A 17,748-nucleotide genomic window follows, 5' to 3' on the forward strand; every position below is an offset into this window, starting at 1 on the left:
CATGGACCTTCAGCACACCGACGATCGCCGCATGCTGGCGGACATGCTGGGCCGCTTCATCGGCCAGCAGCATGACGCCGCCACGCGCATGCGCATCGCGTATTCCGACACGGGGCACGATCCCCAGCTGTGGCGGCGCTTCGCCGAGCAGGGCGCCATCGCGGCCCTGTTCCGCGAGGACGCCGGCGGCCTGGGCGGCGGCGCCTTCGACATCACCGTCGTGTTCGAGGCCCTGGGCCGCGGGCTGGTTGCCGAGCCTTTCCTGGGCACCTTGATGGCGGGCAGCGTGCTGGCCGCCGCGGGCGATGCGCATCGCGGCATGCTGGAACGCATGATCGCTGGCGACGAGATCGTCGTGCTGGCGCATGAAGAGGCGGGCGGCTACGCGCCGGATCGCATCGCCACGCGTGCCCGGGCCGATGGCCAGGGCTGGGTGCTGGACGGCGTGAAAGCCGCGGTGCCGTGCGTGCAGGCGGCGGAGCATTTCGTCGTCTCCACGACGCGCGCCGATGCGGGCAAGGGAGACACGCTGCTGTTCCTGGTGCCGCGCGACGCGGCCGGCCTGACGGTGCGGGACTGCGCCACCATCGATGGCGGCCGCGTGGCCGACCTGGAAATGCGCGGCGTGCGCGTGCCGGCCTCGTCGTTGCTGGAGCAGGCAGGCCCCCCGGTGCTGGAACAGGCGCTGGGCCGCGGCATCCTGGCGTTGTGCGCCGAAGCCGTCGGCATCATGGACGTCATCCGCGAAGCCACGCTGGACTACCTGCGCACGCGCCGCCAGTTCGGCGCCGTGATCGGCCAGTTCCAGGCCCTGCAGCACCGCATGACCGAACTGGTGATAGAGATCGAGCAGGCGCGCTCGGCGGTCATCAACGCCGCCTCGGCCGTGGACGACGACGATGACCGCGTGGCGCGCGAGCGCGCGCTGGCCGCCGCCAAGTCCACCATCGGCCGCGTGGGCGCGCTGGTGGCCGAAGAGACCGTCCAGTTGCATGGCGGCATCGGCATGACCTGGGAACTGCCGCTGGCCCATTACGCCAAGCGCCTGGTGATGATCGACCATCAGCTGGGCGACGAGGACGAACATCTGGCGCGCTACATCGCGCTGGACCGGGCGCAGCACGCATGACGACTGCCGCGCCCCCCTGGCCCGACGACGCCGTCGCCGCCCAACGCGCCTTTCGCGCGGGCCCGCCCGTGCGCAGCCTGGCCGACGTGCGCAGGTTGGAAGCGCGTCCGCTGGAAGAGGCCGTCACCGCGGCCAGCACCTACGAGATCTTCCGCAATGCCGCCGCGGCATTCGGACCGAAGCGGGCGTTGACATTCCTGCGCACCGCCGAGCCCGGCGCGACGGCCGATGTGCTCAGCTACGCGGAATTGCTGCAAGGCATCCACCGCACCGCCAATGCGCTGCATGCCCTGGGCGTAGGCGCGCGCGACAGCGTGGCGATCATGCTGCCCGGCTGCCTGGAGTCTCACCTGGCCTTGTGGGGCGGCGAAGCGGCCGGCATCGTGCAGCCGCTCAATCCCATGCTGAACGAGGACAAGCTGGCGGCGCTGCTGAACGCGACGGGCGCGGTGGCGATGATCGCGTACGGCAGCGACACGGAATCGGGGATCTGGTCGAAGGCGTTGCGGCTGGCGGATGCGGTGCCGACGCTGCGGGTGGTATTGCGGGTGGCGCCCGTGGATATGGCGGTGGATGCGCAGCCGGCATCGATGGGCACGCCTCACGAGGCCGCTCCGGCGTCCTCCGAACAGCACGCCGGCAGCCGCGTACGCACCCTCGACTTCCACGACGCGCTCGCCGCCCAGCCGCACGACCGCCTCGCCAGCGGCCGCGTCCCGCAAGGCGGCGACGTCGCTGCCTACTTCCACACCGGCGGCACCACCGGCGCGCCCAAGCTTGCCATCCACACACACGCCAACCAGGTCTTCACGGCATGGGCCGGCATGCAGATGCAGGGCGCGGGCCCGCACGACGTCGTGATCAACGGCTATCCGCTGTTCCACGTGGCCGGCGTGCTGCCGTCCTCGCTGGCCGCGCTGTCGGCCGGCGTGGAGATCGTCATCCCGACCACCACGCTGATGCGCAACCGCGACATCATCCGCAACTACTGGCGCCTGGTCGAACACCATCGCGCCACCTCGCTGCAGGGCGTGCCGACGGTGCTGGCGGCGCTGGCCGAAGTGCCGCTGGACGGCGCCGACATCTCTACGCTGCGCTACTGCCGCACCGGCGCCGCGCTGCTGCCGCCCGAGCTGGCCGCGCGCTTCGAACGCCAGTTCGGCCTGCACGTGCACGAGAGCCTGGGCATGACCGAGATGGCCGGCATCTCCAGCATCACCCCGCCCGGCGTGATCGGCGCGGTGGGCTGCGTGGGCTTTCCGCTGCCGTACGCGCGCATGCGCATCGTGGCGCTGGACAGCCTGGACGGCAACGGCCGCGACCTGCCCGCGGGCGAGGTCGGCATGGTGCTGTTCCGCTCGCCCAACGTGTTCCCCGGCTACCTCGATCCCGCCGACACCGCGGAGGCCTTCATGCCGGACGGCTGGCTGATCACGGGCGACATCGGGCTGGTCGACGACGAAGGCCGCCTGCACCTGAAGGGCCGCGCCAAGGACCTGATCATCCGCAGCGGCCACAACATCGATCCCAAGGCCATCGAGGACGCGCTGGGCGGCCACCCCGCCGTGCGGCTGTGCGCCGCGGTGGGCGCGCCCGATGCCTACGCGGGCGAACTGCCCGTGGCCTATGCCGTGCTGGCCGAAGGCGTGGACGTCAGCGAGACCGAGCTGCTGGCCTACGCCGCCAGCCACGTCGAGGAAGCGCCCGCGCGCCCCAAGCGCATCACCATCTTGCCCGCGCTGCCGACCACCAACGTGGGCAAGATCTACAAGCCCGAGCTGCGCCGCCTGGCCACCGAGGCCGCCGTCGCCAATGAAGCCCAGCGCCTGTGGCAGGCCGCGGGCGGCGCGGGCGTGCCGCCGCTGACGGTCCGGGCGGACTCGCCGACCACGGTGGTCGTGACGCCGTCAGGTGTCATCGACCTCCTGTTATATGAATCCGTCCGCGAGGGCTTGAAGCGCCTGCCGCTGGACATCCGGTTTCAAGAGAAACAATAAGCTGTACCGCGGGACGGACGTACCGAGGCGCGAGAACGCTGCCGCAGCAGTCGATGCACCAGAACAACGACACATACCAACGATAAACCGTAGGAGACAACCCCCATGACCCAGCCGTCCACCCGACGCGCCTGCCTGCTGGCGCTTGCCGGCGCGGTGCTGGCCGCCGCCCTGCCCAGCGCGCACGCCGCCGACACCTACCCCAACAAACCCATCACGCTGATCGTGCCCTGGCCCGCCGGCGGCTCCACCGACCGCCACATGCGCGCGCTGGCGCACATCGCCGGCAAGCACCTGGGCCAGCCCGTCATCGTCGAGAACCGGCCCGGCGCGGGCGGCACGCTGGGCCCCAGCGGCATGGCCATGACCGCCAAGCCCGACGGCTACACCATCTCGCAATATCCGCTGGGTCTCTTGCGCATGCCGCACATGCAGAAGGTGAAGTGGCATCCCATCGACGACTTCACCTTCATCATGGGCCTGTCCGGCTACACCTTCGGCCTGACCGTGCGCAGCGACTCGCCGTTCAAGACCTTCAACCAGTACATCCAGGCCGCGCGCGACAAGCCGGGCAGCGTCAACTACGGCTCCACCGGCACGGGCTCGTCGCCGCACCTGTTCATGGAAGAAGTGGCCATCAACGCCAAGGTGAAGCTGGAGCACATCCCCTTCAAGGGCAGCGCCGAGCTGCAGCAGGCCCTGCTGGGCGGCCACATCATGGCGCAGAGCGATGCCGCGGGCTGGGACAAGTTCGTGGATGGCGGCCAGATGCGCCTCCTGGTCACCTTCGGCGAGAAGCGCACCGAGCGCTGGCCCGACGTGCCCACCGCCAAGGAGCTGGGCTACGGTGTCGTGTCCACCTCGCCGTATGGCCTGGCGGGACCGAAGGGCATGGACCCGAAGATCGTGAAGATCCTGCACGACGCGTTCAAGCAGGCGCTGCTCGATCCGGAGAGCGTGGAGATCATGCGGCAGCTGAACCAGGACGCGGCGTACAGCACCGGCGAGGACTTCAGGAACTGGGCCAGCCAGACCTTCGTGAAGGACAAGGAGATGATCGACAGGTTGGGGCTATCCGCGAAATGAGCACGCCATGAGTGCCTGAATGTCGGGCCCGGCACCGGCCTGCGCAAGCAACCGCAAAGCGTTCGCGCTTGATTCCGCCAAGCGGTATTGGCGGTAGCGTGGATGTGCTACGGTCCTTGCAAAGGCCATCAGCAGCCTGCCACCCGACACTCAGGAGCACCCCATGGGCATGGACCCGATCGAGCTGGACAACGACATCGTGCGCGCGCTGTCCAGCGTCACCACCGCCACCTTGACCACCGTGCTGCTCAAGAAGGGGTTGCGCAACGTGTGGATGCGCGGCGCCAAGCCCATTCGCACAGGCCAGTCCCGCGTCGTGGGCCGCGCCTTCACCATGCGCTTCGTGCCCGCCCGCGAAGACCTGGCCACGCCGGCCTCGTGGAGCTCGCTGATCTCCACCCGCTCCGCCATTGAGGCCATCCCGCCGGGCTGCATCGTCGTGGTCGACGCGATGGGCGTCACCGACGCCGGCATCTTCGGCGACATCCTGTGCGCCCGCATGGCCAAGCGCAAGGTACTGGGCCTGGTCACCGACGGCGCCATGCGCGACATGGACGGCGTGCTGGATACGGACCTGCCCGTGTGGTGCGCGGGCGCCGCCGCGCCCCCGTCGGTGGCGGGGCTGACCTTCGTGGGCTGGCAGGAGCCGATCGGCTGCGGCGGCGTGGCGGTTTATCCCGACGACATCGTCGTGGCCGATGGCGATGGGGCCGTGCTGATTCCGGCGGCGCTGCTGGATGAGGTGATCGATGCCGCGGTGGAGCAGGAGCGGCAGGATGGGTGGATCATGCAGCAGGTGGCCGAGGGGCAATCGCTGCCGGGGTTGTATCCGCCGAATGAGGAGAACCGGGCGCGTTATGAGGCTTGGGTGAAGCAGCAGCTATGAGGCTTATCTGGGCGGCCTGACTCCCCCCATACGTCTAATGCCGAAGCCGACGCGGAAAATATCCGGCATATTCAATCTGTCATCCTCGGTCCGATAGAGAATTGCGAGCTCGACCAGATCTTCAATCAATGCATCTCGGGTACCTCTTCGTAAAGGATCAGTACCGTATCTACGAGGAGGCAGCTTCTCGGCCGTCGCTTCTCTAAATCGCTCCATCCAGGTCCGCTTCCAGTATTCGGTTAAACCGCTCGCTTCGCACGGAACAGTCAATCCCCGCGCGGCCTCCAATAGCGGTTTTACCCATGGATAATCCTCGGATATTTCTCCCACCCTGATCTCTGACGCTTTGGTGACGCCTTGCTGAATACCTCGAAAATGCAGCGCGTGATTATGCTCAGGCTCATGCTCTTCGGTCCACTCCGCAGCAGCCCGGAAAGCAAGCAAAAAACTTCGAGGCCCCAAGCGGCCTCGTGCATCCGCTAGATGCGTAGGTACCCATGTATATACATATCCACGCTTTGCTGACGTACCTACCCACGGCCCAGTAATTGACTCAATGACCGACCTCGCCGGTTGCTCCCCGGAACTTAACGAACGTGGCAGTTGATAGGTCTTAGATTCTTGGGGCCAGTCAATTTTTGCTTTCCTCGCCACTTCCTCTCTAAAGCTTTTACCTACTTGATGCTCATTTGCCAAATACATCAATACAAGAGCAAAGAGATCGCTAGGACGCCAAGTCAATTCAACTCGATTAGCTCTTAACTTAGAGCTATCTACGAAATTCCAAACTTCATCGTCCTCTTCCATATCAGGACGAAGAAATATCTTCAAGCGAATTGCACGACGCGATCTACAGATAAGAGCAAACTGGAGCAATGACCGCAAATACTGCCTCACCTCCGACCAATCGTTACCAATGCGGTCCAGGGCATCAAATACTACGAGTAAAGTTTTCCCTTGATCTGCAAGTTCGCGATCACACTCAGCGAGCAGCGCAGCCCCCTTTTTTGGGTTTGCTGTAAACCACTTCACAGCCTCTTCCCAAGATCTGCCCCAAAAATGAGGATTCTTTAAAAATTTTAAAGCATGCCAGAGAACAATAGTGTGCCAGACATCAGAAGGGTCAACACCTGACTGAATCAAATTAGATAGGTCAAGGGGCGTCGGAAACTCTTCGCTACTTGGATCGAGCGCAAATCCGATTGCCACCTGAGCCTTCAAAAGCTCCGGCAAGCGTCCAGCTTTTGCTACGTACTCCCTGTGCTCTTTGCTATTAAGAACAGCAGTCCAGTAGCTTTTACCAGATCCTCTCATCCCAACAACAACACTTGAATTAAGGCCGAGTGCTTTCGCATGCGAGGCCGGCATGTACATTGAATTTCGACTAGGCGGACGCAACGATTCCTGTGCGGTATCTTCGATCCGCGATAGCGCCAGCCGGATCTCAAGCGAGTCAAAATTAAAGGTCAAATTTTTCACTTCCCTACCTCCATCTCCGGCTTCTCTTGAGGCCAAAGTCGGTGATAGACCCCGTCGAAAAATTCGCCAAATATTCCTTGAATGAAAGACCAGTCAGGACGAGCACCTGGTGAAGTGAGCGACAGACCGCGGACTCCGAGGTCAAAATTAATAAAAAATGGGTAATGCGGCGCTTCCACACTAAACCTATCAAATACCTGGGGCTCAAACCCTGAAGAGGTTGCCGCTGTTTCATCGTCGTAGAAGCTATTCCATGCCTCATAAGACGAGGAAACCCAATTCTTCCTGACATCTTCTCGCGGCTCCGTCTGCGCTGCGACCATTTTCAGTCGCCACCGGAGGTCATCATCGCTTCCCATTCCATGCTGAACTGATCTAGCAGCACGCAGATGGTCAAAAAGTTGCCCAAAGGCCCACCAATTTTGATCGTCATTTCGACCAAAGAAAAACGCCTCGGCGGCCAACCTAGTAACTGCGGCTGATCCAATATCATGCAATCCAGCTCGCGCATCCAACAATATAACGTCTACTTCATAATTATCTATATTTTCACAAAATTGAAGCAGTTTTTGGAGTCGCTCTGCCAAGCCTACCACTTCGGACCCGCTTGTGGACGGCATATAGACGCGTCCTAGCTTAGAAACGTAATTGCCCGTCAGCGCCCCATAGGCTGGGATCACTTTTATTTCTCCGGCAGAATCGTTCCCAATTTCGCAATCCGCCACGCAGCGGCTAAGAAGCCCCCCGTCTGCCCCGCCATTTAGATCTTCAATCAGCCAGTCAATAAGCCCAAAATCAGGAAGAGTCGATGTCAGAATAGAACCAATGCCCGGAGCTTCGAGGTCTAAATCTATAACTAACACACGCTTACCTTGCCTCGCGAGATACCAAGCGAGCATAGAAAATGCAGTACTTCTTCCCACACCGCCCTTGATGCTAAATGCAACTGCGGTGGGAATTGTCGGCCGTAATGACAGCGGCTCACGCAACCAGTCTTGATTGGTGATTAACCTATCCACCAAATACCCTGCCCCGTGCCAAATAGAGACCCGATCCGGCGAGCCGATAACGTCCTCTGGATCAATCAGATCACTTTGCTTTAGAAGGACTTGATTTTTTCCAGAGCTGTAATTTTCAAGAGCCACATGCAAATCACTAGCCAGGGATTGCCATTCTTCGGCATTCATGGAATCATCAGGAAGCACGACAGTTATTGCGCCCTGAATATCACGAACTATAGTCGCCTGCGGTTTTTGTTTAGAGGCTTGAAATTTTCCTTCGAGGAGCCTCTCGACCACCCCAAGAGCGTCATCAAACATAATCATTTAACCACCTCTATATCCGATAACTTTAGCTGCTGACAACAACCGCTTAGCACTTGATTTGTGTCTTTCAAGCCTTTCATCGTCGGCGTACCCACTGGCCCAATAGCGCTGCCCAACATCCCAGTCACTAAATGGGTTCTCATTCCGAAGGAGGGCGACGAGTCCGGCTAAATGCCGAGGGACACTCCCGAGAGGCACTCGCCCCCACAGCTCGTTGATGTGAAGATAATACCCTTTGGGCAATTTACCACTGTCTACGTGACCTTCAGGGAAGAGTAGAGCTGTTTTTATCGCACACTCCGCAGCCATTCCGTATAGATGGTCGGCATTATCTTTATGCCCACCTTCAAGAAGGTGCTCCGCATTGCGCCAGTGGCGGAAACCCGCGTCTGCATAATTTTCACTCATCTTAATTGTGGCTGCGTCGTATTAAGAAGTTAAAATTTAGCCACTAATGCAAAAGGGCCGTAATGGCCCTTATGAGAACGCGGCTGCGATAGTCAATTGGAATAAAAAGTCCGTGATGCTAGGCGTCGATATTCCCCGCCGACAACGCATGCGCCTCAATAAACGCACGCCGAGGCTCCACATCATCCCCCATCAGCGTCGTAAACACCTCATCCGCCGCAATCGCATCCTCGATCTGCACGCGCAGCAGACGACGCACCTTCGGATCCATCGTGGTCTCCCACAGCTGCTCGGGATTCATCTCGCCCAGGCCCTTGTAGCGCTGCTTGCTGATCCCACGCTCCGCTTCGCTGCGCAGCCACTGCATGGCTTCGCGGAAGTCTGACACCGGCTGCTCCTTGCGCTTCTCGCCTTCGCCGCGCGCGACGATGGCGCCGCCGCGGATCAGGCCCAGGAAGGTCTTGGCCGACTTGGACAGCACGGCGTAGTCCGAGCCGCCCACGAAGTCGCCGTCGATGACGCTGACGCGCACGTTGCCGTGGTGCTGGCGCTTGACGATCAGGCGGTGCTTCTCGGTGGCCTCGTCGAACTGGGCCTCGATGTCGACGCCCGCGCCGAATTCGCTGCCGGCCAGCGCGCGCGCCAGGGCCTGCGCGGACGCCTGCGTACGCTCGGTGTTGTCGAGGTTGATCTCGACGCCTTCGGCCAGGGCCGACAACGCCGCCACGTCGAACACGCGCGACAGGCGGCTGATGACGGCGTCGGCCAGCACGTACTGGCGAGCCAGCTCGGCCAGCGCCTCGCCCGTGATGGGATCGGCGCCGTCGCCCGGCAGCAGCGTGGCGTCTTTCAGCGCCAGCTGCAGCATGTACTGGGCTTCCTCGACGTCGTCCTTCAGGTAGCGCTCGTCGCGGCCGACCTTGACCTTGTACAGGGGCGGCTGGGCGATGTAGACGTAGCCGCGCGACACCAGCTCGGGCATCTGGCGGTACAGCAGCGTCAGCAGCAGCGTGCGGATGTGCGCGCCGTCGACGTCCGCGTCGGTCATGATGATCAGGCGGTGGTAGCGCAGCTTGTCGATGTTGAAGTCGGGGCCGATGCTGGTGCCCAGCGCGGTGATCAGCGTGGCGATCTGCTCGCTGGCGATCAGGCGGTCGAAGCGCGCCTTCTCGACGTTCAGCACCTTGCCGCGCAGCGGCAGGATGGCCTGGAACTTGCGGTCGCGGCCCTGCTTGGCCGAGCCGCCTGCCGAGTCACCCTCGACGATGTACAGCTCGCACAGCGCGGGATCCTTCTCCTGGCAGTCGGCCAGCTTGCCCGGCAGGCCGGCGCCTTCCAGCACGCTCTTGCGGCGCGTCATCTCGCGGGCCTTGCGCGCGGCTTCGCGGGCGCGGGCGGCCTCGACGATCTTGGCGCACAGCGCCTTGGCGTCGTTGGGGTGCTCCAGCAGCCAGGTTTCCAGCGAACGCGCCACGGCGTCTTCCACGGCCGGACGCACTTCGCTGGACACCAGCTTGTCCTTGGTCTGGCTGCTGAACTTGGGCTCGGGCACCTTCACGGACAGCACGCAGGCCAGGCCTTCGCGCATGTCGTCGCCGGAGGTCTCGACCTTGGCCTTCTTGGCCATCTCGTTGTCGGTGATGTACTTGTTCAGCACGCGCGTCATCGCCGCGCGCAGGCCGGTCAGGTGCGAGCCGCCGTCGCGCTGCGGGATGTTGTTGGTGAAGCACAGCACGCTTTCGCCGTAGCTGTCGTTCCACTGCATGGCGACTTCGACGCCCACCAGCACGCCGCCCGCGCTCGATTCCGCCGTGACGGCGAACACGTTGGGGTGCAGCACGGTCTTGCTGCGGTTGATGTACTCGACGAAGCCCTTCACGCCGCCCGAGAACGCGAAGTTCTCTTCCTTGCCCTGGCGCTGGTCGATCAGGCGGATCTTCACGCCGTTGTTCAGGAACGAGAGCTCGCGCAGGCGCTTGGAGAGGATCTCGTAGTGGTATTCGACGTTGGTGAAGATGACCGAGTCGGCCAGGAAGCGCACTTCGGTGCCGCGCAGGTCGGTCTTGCCGGTGACGGCCAGGGGCTCGACGCGCTCGCCGCGGCGGAACTCCATCTGGTGCACTTCGCCGTTGCGGCGGATGGTCAGGCGCAGCCATTCGGACAGGGCGTTCACGCACGAGACGCCCACGCCGTGCAGGCCGCCGGACACCTTGTACGAGTTCTGGTCGAACTTGCCGCCGGCGTGCAGCTCGGTCATCACGATCTCGGCGGCGCTGCGGCCGAACTCGTCGTCCTTGTGCACGTCGGTGGGGATGCCGCGGCCGTTGTCGGTGACCGAGATGGAGTTGTCGGTGTGGATGGTGACGACGATGTCGTCGCAATATCCGGCCAGGGCTTCGTCGATGGCGTTGTCGACGACCTCGAACACCATGTGATGCAGGCCGGTGCCATCGGACGTGTCGCCGATGTACATGCCGGGGCGCTTGCGCACCGCCTCCAGGCCCTTGAGCATCTTGATCGAATCGGCGCCGTAGCCGCCGTTTTCAGCCGGAGTGTTCTGTTGCTCAGACATATTGAATTCTTAGCCTTGAAAAGAGCCACCCTGCCGCACCTTCGGCCGGCAGCTCCAACGGGGGAGCGCGCGATGCCTGGGGCGGCCCGGCGACAAAAGCGGCCTCACGGCCGGGCAGGCCGCCGCGAACAGGAGGTTCGGCGGCGGCCGCTGGGCGCATGCGCGATCAGATGCGCATGGGCATGACGACGTACTTGAACTGGTCGTCTTCAGGCAGGGTGATGAGCGCGGACGCGTTGGCGTCCGGCATCACGGACCACTGCACGTTCTCGGTCTTGACGTTGCCCAGCACGTCCAGCAGGTAGCTGACGTTGAAGCCCACGTCCAGGGCCTCGTGCCCGTAGTCGATGTCGAGCTCTTCCTGCGCCTCTTCCTGCTCGGCGTTGGAGGACGAGATCTTCATCTGGTTCTGCGCCAGCTGCAGGCGCACACCCTTGAACTTGTCGGTGGTGAGAATGGCCGCGCGCTGCAGGCTGCCCTGCAGCAGTTCGCGCGACACGGTGAAATGGCGCGAGTAGTTGGTCGGGATGACGCGCGTGAAGTCGGGGAACTTGCCCTCGACCAGCTTGGAGACCAGCTCGACGTCGCCGAAGCGGAAACGGATCTGGCCGGGCGCGACGTCCAGCGACACGGGCTCGTCGGAATCTTCCAGCAGGCGCTGCATTTCCAGCACGGTCTTGCGCGGCACGATGACTTCGTGGCGCTCGGCGATGCCGTCGGCCTCGGTGGCGCAGTGCGCCAGGCGGTGGCCGTCGGTGGCGACCGCGCGCACGTGGCCCGGTTCGAACACCAGCAGCATGCCGTTCAGGTAGTAGCGGATGTCCTGCTGGGCCATGGCGAAGTGCACCATGTTGAACAGGTGGCGCAGCATGCGCTGCGGCATGGTCAGCGAGACGTTCCACTGCTCGGGCTGGGCCACGGTGGGGAACTCGCTGGCGGCCAGCGTCTGCAGCGCGAAGCGGCTCTTGCCGGTCTGCACGGTGAGCTTGTTGTTGGCCAGCGACAGGCGCACGTCGTCGGCGGCCGGCAGCGCCTTCAGGATGTCCAGCAGCTTGCGCGCGGCCACGGTGGTGGACTCGTTCTCGGAACCCACACCGAAGTCCGCATGCGTGGTGATCTGCACTTCAAGGTCGGTGGCGATGAACGACACCTTGTTGCCCTCTTTGCGCATCAGGATGTTCGCCAGGATGGGCAGGGTGTGGCGTCTTTCGACGATACCCGCCACGGTCGACAGCGGTTTCAGCAATGCATCGCGTGTGGTTTGTACGAGTTGCATGTTCATCCTTTTAGAGTTTGTTCCAACACGTGCAGGGTATGGTTGAGTTCCGCTTGCTTGGCCCGGGCATCGGAGATCTTGCGTACCGCGTGCAGCACCGTGGTGTGGTCGCGGCCGCCGAACAGATCGCCGATTTCCGGCAGGCTTTTCTGGGTCAACTCCTTCGCCAGATACATTGCTACCTGGCGCGGCAAGGCAATATTGGCGGGACGCCGTTTCGAATACATGTCGGCGACTTTGATCTTGTAGAAGTCGGCGACCGTTTTCTGGATGTTCTCGACCGTGATCTGGCCGTTGGACACGGACAGCAGGTCTTTCAGGGCGTCCTTGCAGACGTCTACCGTGAGGACGTCGCGGCCGTGGAAGCGCGCATAGGCCAGCACCTTGCGCAACGCGCCTTCGAGCTCGCGCACGTTGCTGCGCAGGTGCTTGGCGATGAAGAACGCGACCTCTTCGGGCATGGGCACGCCTTCGGATTCGGCCTTGCGCAGCAGGATGGCCACACGCATCTCGAGCTCGGGCGGCTCGATGGCCACCGTGAGGCCCGAGTCGAAGCGCGAGATCAGGCGGCTGTCGATGCCGGACAGCTCCTTCGGATACGTATCGCTGGTGATGATGATCTGCTTGCGCTGCGCCACCATCGCCTCGAACGCGTAGAAGAACTCTTCCTGCGTGCGGTTCTTGCCCGAGAAGAACTGGATGTCGTCGATCAGCAGAAGATCGAGCGAGTGGTAGTAGCGCTTGAAGTCGTCGAACGCCTTGCGCTGGTAGGCCTTCACCACGTCGGACACGTACTGGTCGGCATGCACGTAGCGCACGCGCACGCCGGTGCCGGCGGCCACCATGGCGTTGCCGATGGAGTGGATGAGGTGGGTCTTGCCCAGCCCCACGCCGCCATACAGGAACAGCGGGTTGTACGAGATGCCGGGGTTCTCGGCCACCTGCAGCGCCGCCGCGCGGGCCAGCTGGTTGGCCTTGCCGGTGACGAAGTTCTCGAACGTGAGGTCGGTGTTCAGCCGCGAACGTTCGTACACCAGGCTGGCCGCGTCGGTGGCCGCGCCCGCCAGGGCGGGCGCCGCAGCGGCGGCGGGTACGGGGATTGCTGCAGGCTCGTCCAGGTGCATTTGCTGCGTGGACGCAACCGGCGGCGGTGTGGAGTTCGGCGTACGCGGGGCCTGCGGAATGCGCGGCGCGGCGCTGCTGCCGGGCAACTCGAACGCGACCTGCACGGGACGCTGGAACCACTCGGTGGCCAGGGCTTCGATCTGGCTGGAGAAGTTCTTGCGGACCCAGTCGAGCTTGAAACGGTTGGGCGCGGCGACGCGCAGCACCGCGTTCGCCTCGTCGAAGGCAAGCGGGACTAGCGGCCGGATCCAGGCGCTGATCTGCTGGGGGGGGAGTTCCTGCTCAAGACGACTGACGCAGGTCTGCCAGAATTCTTTCATGTCGCTCTTGTTCAAACCTCGATTCTACCGTGCCTGGGGGCAGGTTATCCACAGCCTGCCGCCGTTACATCTGGGAGAGCGGGCGCTAACTGTTTGACAACGCGAGGGAAACTTGCTGAAATGATGGGCTTTTCCGAATTCTACCCGTCGAAGACGGGGTGAAAGTGCGGAAGCGGTGCCTGGAAGCGCTTCGCGAACCGGCCCCGCAAGTCCCTGACCGCGGCAAAACCGCAACAGGGAAGCCCGCAGCCGCGGGCCTGGCCTGGCGGCCCGCCGCCTGCCACATGGCAAGAAACACAACCAACCCGCAGCAAGTAACCCGGTCATTCGGCCTGTTCTTTCCTTGGAACGTCCATGAAACGCACCTACCAACCTTCCGTCACCCGTCGCAAGCGCACCCACGGCTTTCGCGTGCGCATGAAAACCCGCGGCGGCCGCGCCGTCCTGAACGCTCGCCGCGCCAAGGGCCGCAAGCGCCTGGCCGTCTAAGGCCTGGCGGTTTCGAAACCGCATCGCGCCCTGTCGGCGCACCGTGCGGTTTTGGCTGGACCTGCCGTTCATGACACGCGCCACGCTACCCGCGGAGGCGCGACTGCATCGCCCCTCCGAGTACGCCGCCGCCTTGAAAGGCCGGCGAGCAGCCCGAGGGGCGTTTTTCATCATCAGCGCCATTCCGGCCGTCTCCACGGCCGGAGCGCCCGCCTGTGCGCGGCTGGGCATGGTGATCGCCAAGCGCTTCGCGCCCCATGCCGTCACCCGCAATGCCCTGAAGCGCGTCATCCGCGAGGCGTTCCGGCACAAGCGGCTGGCGTTGCCGGCCCACGATTACGTGGTCCGGCTGCAAAGCCGCGTGGCGCCCGTCTCGCTGACCGAGCTGAAGCGCGCGGCACGCGCTGAAGTCGATGCCCACTTCGAGCGTATCGCGCGATGATCAAGGCCCTGCTGATCGCGCCGATCCGGTTCTACCGCTTTTTCCTCAGCCCGTGGATTGGCCGGCAATGCCGCTTCACGCCGACCTGTTCCGCCTACGCCATCGAGGCCATCGAAACCCACGGCCCGTTGCGCGGTCTATGGCTGGGGGCCCGCCGTATCGGCCGCTGCCATCCCTGGTCGCCCGGCGGTCACGATCCGGTGCCGCCTTCCGGCGGCAACGGGCCGGCCTGCTGCCCGGAGCACCGCCACCGCACCGGAATGGATTGACGCTACACTGGTGGGCTTTGCTGGTCCGCCGCTTACTTCCTCAGGAACCATGGATATCCGACGCACCGTCCTCTGGATGATTTTCGCTTTCTCGCTGCTGCTGCTGTGGAACAACTGGCAGGTTCAGCACGGCAAGCAGTCGCTGTTTGGTCCGTCCACCCCGGCGGCCCAGACTCAAAACGCCAAACCGGCCGAACCCGCGCCCACCGCTTCCATTCCGAATGCGCCCGCGGCCAACACCGGTTCGTCCACGCCCAGCGCGCCGGGCAGCTCCGTGCCCGGCACGGGCACGCCGGTCAAGGCGGAAGAAGTGGTGATCACGTCCGACGCCCTGCGCCTGACCTTCGACACCACCGGCGCCCAGCTGATCCGCGCCGAACTGCTGAAGTTCACCGACGGCGACACGCAGCGCCCCACCGTGCTGCTGGACCGTTCGCCCAACCTGACCTACATCGCGCAGTCCGGCGTGGTCGGCGCCGCCAACGGCGAAAGCTTCCCGACGCACCAGACGCCTTTCCGCCTGGTCTCGACCGAGCGCACGATGACCGGCGACAGCCTGCCCATCGTGTTCGAAGCTGAATCGGGCGGCCTGAAGGTCACCAAGACCTACACGCTGCATCGCGGCCGCTACGACGTCGACGTGCGCCACGACCTGTCCAACACGGGTTCGGGCCCGGTGCGTCCCGCGCTGTACCTGCAGCTCGAACGCGACGGCAGCGACCCGGCCGGCACGTCCAGCTTCTATCACACGTTCACCGGCATGGCCGTGTACTCCGACCAGGAGCACTTCCAGAAGGTCACGTGGTCGGACATCCAGAAGAACAAGGGCAGCTACGTCAAGCAGGCCGACAACGGCTGGATCGCCGTGGTGCAGCACTACTTCGCCACCGCCTGGATTCCGCCGCAGGGCAAGGCCCGCAGCAACGAACTGCTGCAGGTCCAGCCCAACCTGTATGCCGCGCGCACCGTGGAAGCGGTGGGCGAGGTCGCCCCGGGCTCGACGGCCACCGTCGACTCGCACCTGTGGGTCGGTCCGCAGGACCAGAAGGCCATGGCCGCGCTGGCCCCCGGCCTGGAACTGGTGGTCGACTACGGCTGGCTGACCATCATCGCCAAGCCGCTGTTCACCCTGATGACCTGGCTGCACAGCATCCTGGGCAACTGGGGCTGGACCATCGTGGCGTTGACCGTCATCATCAAGGCCATCTTCTTCCCGCTGGCCGCCGCCAGCTACAAGTCGATGGCGCGCATGAAGCGCGTGGCGCCCCGCCTGCAGGCCCTGAAGGAGAAGTACGGCGACGACCGCCAGAAGCTCAACCAGGCCATGATGGAGATGTATCGCACCGAGAAGATCAACCCGCTGGGCGGCTGCCTGCCGATGGTGGTGCAGATCCCGGTGTTCATCTCGCTGTACTGGGTGCTGCTGGCCAGCGTCGAAATGCGCGGCGCGCCGTGGATCCTGTGGGTGCACGACCTGTCGGTCCGCGATCCGTTCTTCATCCTGCCCGCCATCATGATGGGCACCATGTTCCTGCAGATCAAGCTGAACCCGACGCCGCCGGACCCCATCCAGGCCAAGGTCATGATGGTCATGCCGCTGGTGTTCGGCGGGATGATGTTCTTCTTCCCGGCCGGCCTGGTGCTGTACTGGTGCGTGAACAACACGCTGTCCATCGCGCAGCAATGGACGATCACGAAGAAGATGGAAAAGGAAACGGCCGGCGCGGCGAACAGCTGACGCCGGGCATAGAGGCGGCAAGCCGCCTCGATCACGTTTCCCCAGGGCTGGACGCCGAGCGTCCAGCCCTTTTTGTTTCTGCGGCGCGCAGGCATGCGTGCGATACTTTTTTCGCGGTACCGATGAAGAGTCAGGAGCACTGACACCGGCCCGCGCCCCGCATGCAGCGGCGCGCAGCGGCCACGGCCCACGAACGAGGAGACTACGGATGACACAGCAGCAACCGCGCCGGCGCCGCAGCGTGCTGGCGATGATGGCGATCGCCCTGTTGGGCGGCACGCTTGCCGCGGCCGCTCCGGCGCGGGCGGCGTGGCCGGAGAAGCCGATCCGCGTGATCGTGCCGTATACGCCGGGCGGCGCCACCGATACCGTCACGCGGGTGGTGATGGAGAGGCTGTCCCGCCGCCTGTCGCAGACCATCATCATCGAGAACAAGCCGGGCGCCAACAGCAACCTGGGCGCGGCGCAGGCAGCCAAGGCGGAGCCGGACGGCTACAACTTCCTCAGCATCCTGCCGGCCTACGTGATCAACGCGCATCTGTACGACCTGAACTACTCGCAGGCCGATTTGGTGCCGGTCGTGCAGATGGCCGATCTTCCGCTGTTCCTGTTCGTGCACAAGGATCTGCCAGCCAAGTCGCTGGCCGAGCTCGTATCGTACGGACAGGCCAATCCCGACAAGCTGACGTATGCGTCCAGCGGCACCGGGTCCAGCGCCCACCTGACGGGCGCCGAGATGGCGTTGCGCGGCAAGCTGCGCATGACGCACGTGGCCTACAAGGGCAGCGCGCCCATCCTGGCCGACCTGCTGGCGGGACGCGTGTCCATGGCCTTCGATCCCATCCTGGTGCCCATGCAGTACGTGAAGGAAAGGCGCCTGCGCGTATTGGCCTTCACCGGCAAGGAGCGCTGGCCCACCGAACCCGCCATCCCGACGATGGAAGAGGCGGGCATGCCGGGCTTCGTGACCAGCTCATGGGTCGGGCTGCTGGCGCCCAAGGGTACGCCATCGGCCATCATCGACCGCATGGCCGCGGAAATCAGCGCCATCGTGCGCGAGGCAGACGTGCAGAAGACCTTCCTGGATGCGGGCTTCCTGCCGGCAGGCAGCACGCCCGCGGCCTTCGGCGAGCTGATGCGCAAGGACAGCGAACGCTACGGCCGCGTGATCGAAGAGGCGCACATCACGGTGAATTGAGCGCGGCCG

14 protein-coding genes are annotated in these 17,748 nt (G+C 64.0%); 9 read left to right on the top strand and 5 right to left on the bottom strand.

The window, feature by feature from the left end; translation table 11 throughout:
* Position 1 precedes the first annotated feature (1 nt).
* The 4 genes from FS845_RS15860 to FS845_RS15875 all read left to right on the top strand — a co-directional run bounded on the left by FS845_RS15860 (position 2) and on the right by FS845_RS15875 (position 5,098).
* Complete coding sequence (locus tag FS845_RS15860; RefSeq protein WP_144637012.1) at positions 2-1,129, top strand: acyl-CoA dehydrogenase family protein; 1,128 nt, start codon at positions 2-4, stop codon at positions 1,127-1,129.
* The gene (locus FS845_RS15865; RefSeq protein WP_144637014.1) at positions 1,126-3,126 is read left to right on the top strand and encodes an acyl-CoA synthetase; all 2,001 of its coding nucleotides are present in this window, start codon (positions 1,126-1,128) and stop codon (positions 3,124-3,126) included. Before FS845_RS15860 ends, FS845_RS15865 begins: the two co-directional genes overlap by 4 nt.
* A 105-nt stretch (positions 3,127-3,231) precedes the next feature.
* The gene (locus FS845_RS15870; RefSeq protein ID WP_144637016.1) at positions 3,232-4,212 is read left to right on the top strand and encodes a tripartite tricarboxylate transporter substrate binding protein; all 981 of its coding nucleotides are present in this window, start codon (positions 3,232-3,234) and stop codon (positions 4,210-4,212) included.
* Positions 4,213-4,375: 163 nt separating this feature from the next.
* Positions 4,376-5,098, top strand: coding sequence for a ribonuclease activity regulator RraA (locus FS845_RS15875; protein ID WP_144637018.1), 723 nt, complete (start codon positions 4,376-4,378; stop codon positions 5,096-5,098).
* A 3-nt stretch (positions 5,099-5,101) separates the two neighbouring features.
* Here the strand turns inward: FS845_RS15875 and FS845_RS15880 are convergent, their stop codons facing one another.
* The 5 genes from FS845_RS15880 to dnaA all read right to left on the bottom strand — a co-directional run bounded on the left by FS845_RS15880 (position 5,102) and on the right by dnaA (position 13,603).
* Entirely contained in the window at positions 5,102-6,577 is a 1,476-nt protein-coding gene (locus tag FS845_RS15880) for a hypothetical protein (protein ID WP_144637020.1), read from the bottom strand.
* Positions 6,574-7,902 (bottom strand): KGGVGR-motif variant AAA ATPase, encoded by a 1,329-nt coding sequence (locus tag FS845_RS26850; RefSeq protein WP_144637022.1) that lies wholly within the window; start codon positions 7,900-7,902, stop codon positions 6,574-6,576. The genes FS845_RS15880 and FS845_RS26850 overlap by 4 nt, the downstream gene beginning before the upstream one ends.
* A gap of 526 nt (positions 7,903-8,428) precedes the next feature.
* Entirely contained in the window at positions 8,429-10,882 is a 2,454-nt protein-coding gene (gene gyrB / locus FS845_RS15890) for a DNA topoisomerase (ATP-hydrolyzing) subunit B (protein WP_144637024.1), read from the bottom strand.
* Positions 10,883-11,048: 166 nt separating this feature from the next.
* Positions 11,049-12,158 carry a DNA polymerase III subunit beta gene (dnaN, locus tag FS845_RS15895; RefSeq protein ID WP_186332305.1) on the bottom strand — a complete coding sequence of 370 codons (1,110 nt, stop codon included), beginning with the start codon at positions 12,156-12,158 and terminating at the stop codon, positions 11,049-11,051.
* A 2-nt stretch (positions 12,159-12,160) separates the two neighbouring features.
* Positions 12,161-13,603, bottom strand: coding sequence for a chromosomal replication initiator protein DnaA (gene dnaA, locus FS845_RS15900; RefSeq protein WP_144637028.1), 1,443 nt, complete (start codon positions 13,601-13,603; stop codon positions 12,161-12,163).
* Positions 13,604-13,957: 354 nt separating this feature from the next.
* On the opposite strand from dnaA, the gene rpmH reads away from it, so the two are divergent.
* The 5 genes from rpmH to FS845_RS15925 all read left to right on the top strand — a co-directional run bounded on the left by rpmH (position 13,958) and on the right by FS845_RS15925 (position 17,739).
* A complete protein-coding gene (rpmH, locus tag FS845_RS15905) occupies positions 13,958-14,092 on the top strand; it encodes a 50S ribosomal protein L34 (protein ID WP_003800771.1) in 135 nt (44 codons plus the stop codon).
* A gap of 70 nt (positions 14,093-14,162) precedes the next feature.
* Positions 14,163-14,534, top strand: coding sequence for a ribonuclease P protein component (locus FS845_RS15910; RefSeq protein ID WP_144637029.1), 372 nt, complete (start codon positions 14,163-14,165; stop codon positions 14,532-14,534).
* Positions 14,531-14,803, top strand: a complete 273-nt coding sequence (yidD, locus tag FS845_RS15915) for a membrane protein insertion efficiency factor YidD (protein WP_144637031.1) — start codon at positions 14,531-14,533, stop codon at positions 14,801-14,803. Before FS845_RS15910 ends, yidD begins: the two co-directional genes overlap by 4 nt.
* Before the next feature lie 49 nt (positions 14,804-14,852).
* The gene (gene yidC / locus FS845_RS15920) at positions 14,853-16,541 is read left to right on the top strand and encodes a membrane protein insertase YidC (RefSeq protein WP_144637033.1); all 1,689 of its coding nucleotides are present in this window, start codon (positions 14,853-14,855) and stop codon (positions 16,539-16,541) included.
* 208 nt (positions 16,542-16,749) lie between these two features.
* Positions 16,750-17,739 (top strand): tripartite tricarboxylate transporter substrate binding protein, encoded by a 990-nt coding sequence (locus FS845_RS15925; RefSeq protein WP_144637035.1) that lies wholly within the window; start codon positions 16,750-16,752, stop codon positions 17,737-17,739.
* Positions 17,740-17,748: the final 9 nt, after the last annotated feature.

The organism is Bordetella genomosp. 13, assembly GCF_007679965.1.
GTDB lineage: Bacteria > Pseudomonadota > Gammaproteobacteria > Burkholderiales > Burkholderiaceae_B > Bordetella.

Excerpts from the sequence above, each read along its gene's own strand:
- FS845_RS15925 (WP_144637035.1), top strand. The coding sequence starts at position 16,750 with ATGACACAGCAGCAACCGCGCCGGCGCCGCAGCGTGCTGGCGATGATG.
- dnaN (WP_186332305.1), bottom strand. The coding sequence starts at position 12,158 with ATGCAACTCGTACAAACCACACGCGATGCATTGCTGAAACCGCTGTCG.
- FS845_RS15910 (WP_144637029.1), top strand. The coding sequence starts at position 14,163 with ATGACACGCGCCACGCTACCCGCGGAGGCGCGACTGCATCGCCCCTCC.
- FS845_RS15865 (WP_144637014.1), top strand. The coding sequence starts at position 1,126 with ATGACGACTGCCGCGCCCCCCTGGCCCGACGACGCCGTCGCCGCCCAA.
- yidD (WP_144637031.1), top strand. The coding sequence starts at position 14,531 with ATGATCAAGGCCCTGCTGATCGCGCCGATCCGGTTCTACCGCTTTTTC.
- dnaA (WP_144637028.1), bottom strand. The coding sequence starts at position 13,603 with ATGAAAGAATTCTGGCAGACCTGCGTCAGTCGTCTTGAGCAGGAACTC.
- gyrB (WP_144637024.1), bottom strand. The coding sequence starts at position 10,882 with ATGTCTGAGCAACAGAACACTCCGGCTGAAAACGGCGGCTACGGCGCC.
- FS845_RS26850 (WP_144637022.1), bottom strand. The coding sequence starts at position 7,902 with ATGATTATGTTTGATGACGCTCTTGGGGTGGTCGAGAGGCTCCTCGAA.
- FS845_RS15870 (WP_144637016.1), top strand. The coding sequence starts at position 3,232 with ATGACCCAGCCGTCCACCCGACGCGCCTGCCTGCTGGCGCTTGCCGGC.
- FS845_RS15860 (WP_144637012.1), top strand. The coding sequence starts at position 2 with ATGGACCTTCAGCACACCGACGATCGCCGCATGCTGGCGGACATGCTG.
- yidC (WP_144637033.1), top strand. The coding sequence starts at position 14,853 with ATGGATATCCGACGCACCGTCCTCTGGATGATTTTCGCTTTCTCGCTG.
- FS845_RS15875 (WP_144637018.1), top strand. The coding sequence starts at position 4,376 with ATGGGCATGGACCCGATCGAGCTGGACAACGACATCGTGCGCGCGCTG.
- rpmH (WP_003800771.1), top strand. The coding sequence starts at position 13,958 with ATGAAACGCACCTACCAACCTTCCGTCACCCGTCGCAAGCGCACCCAC.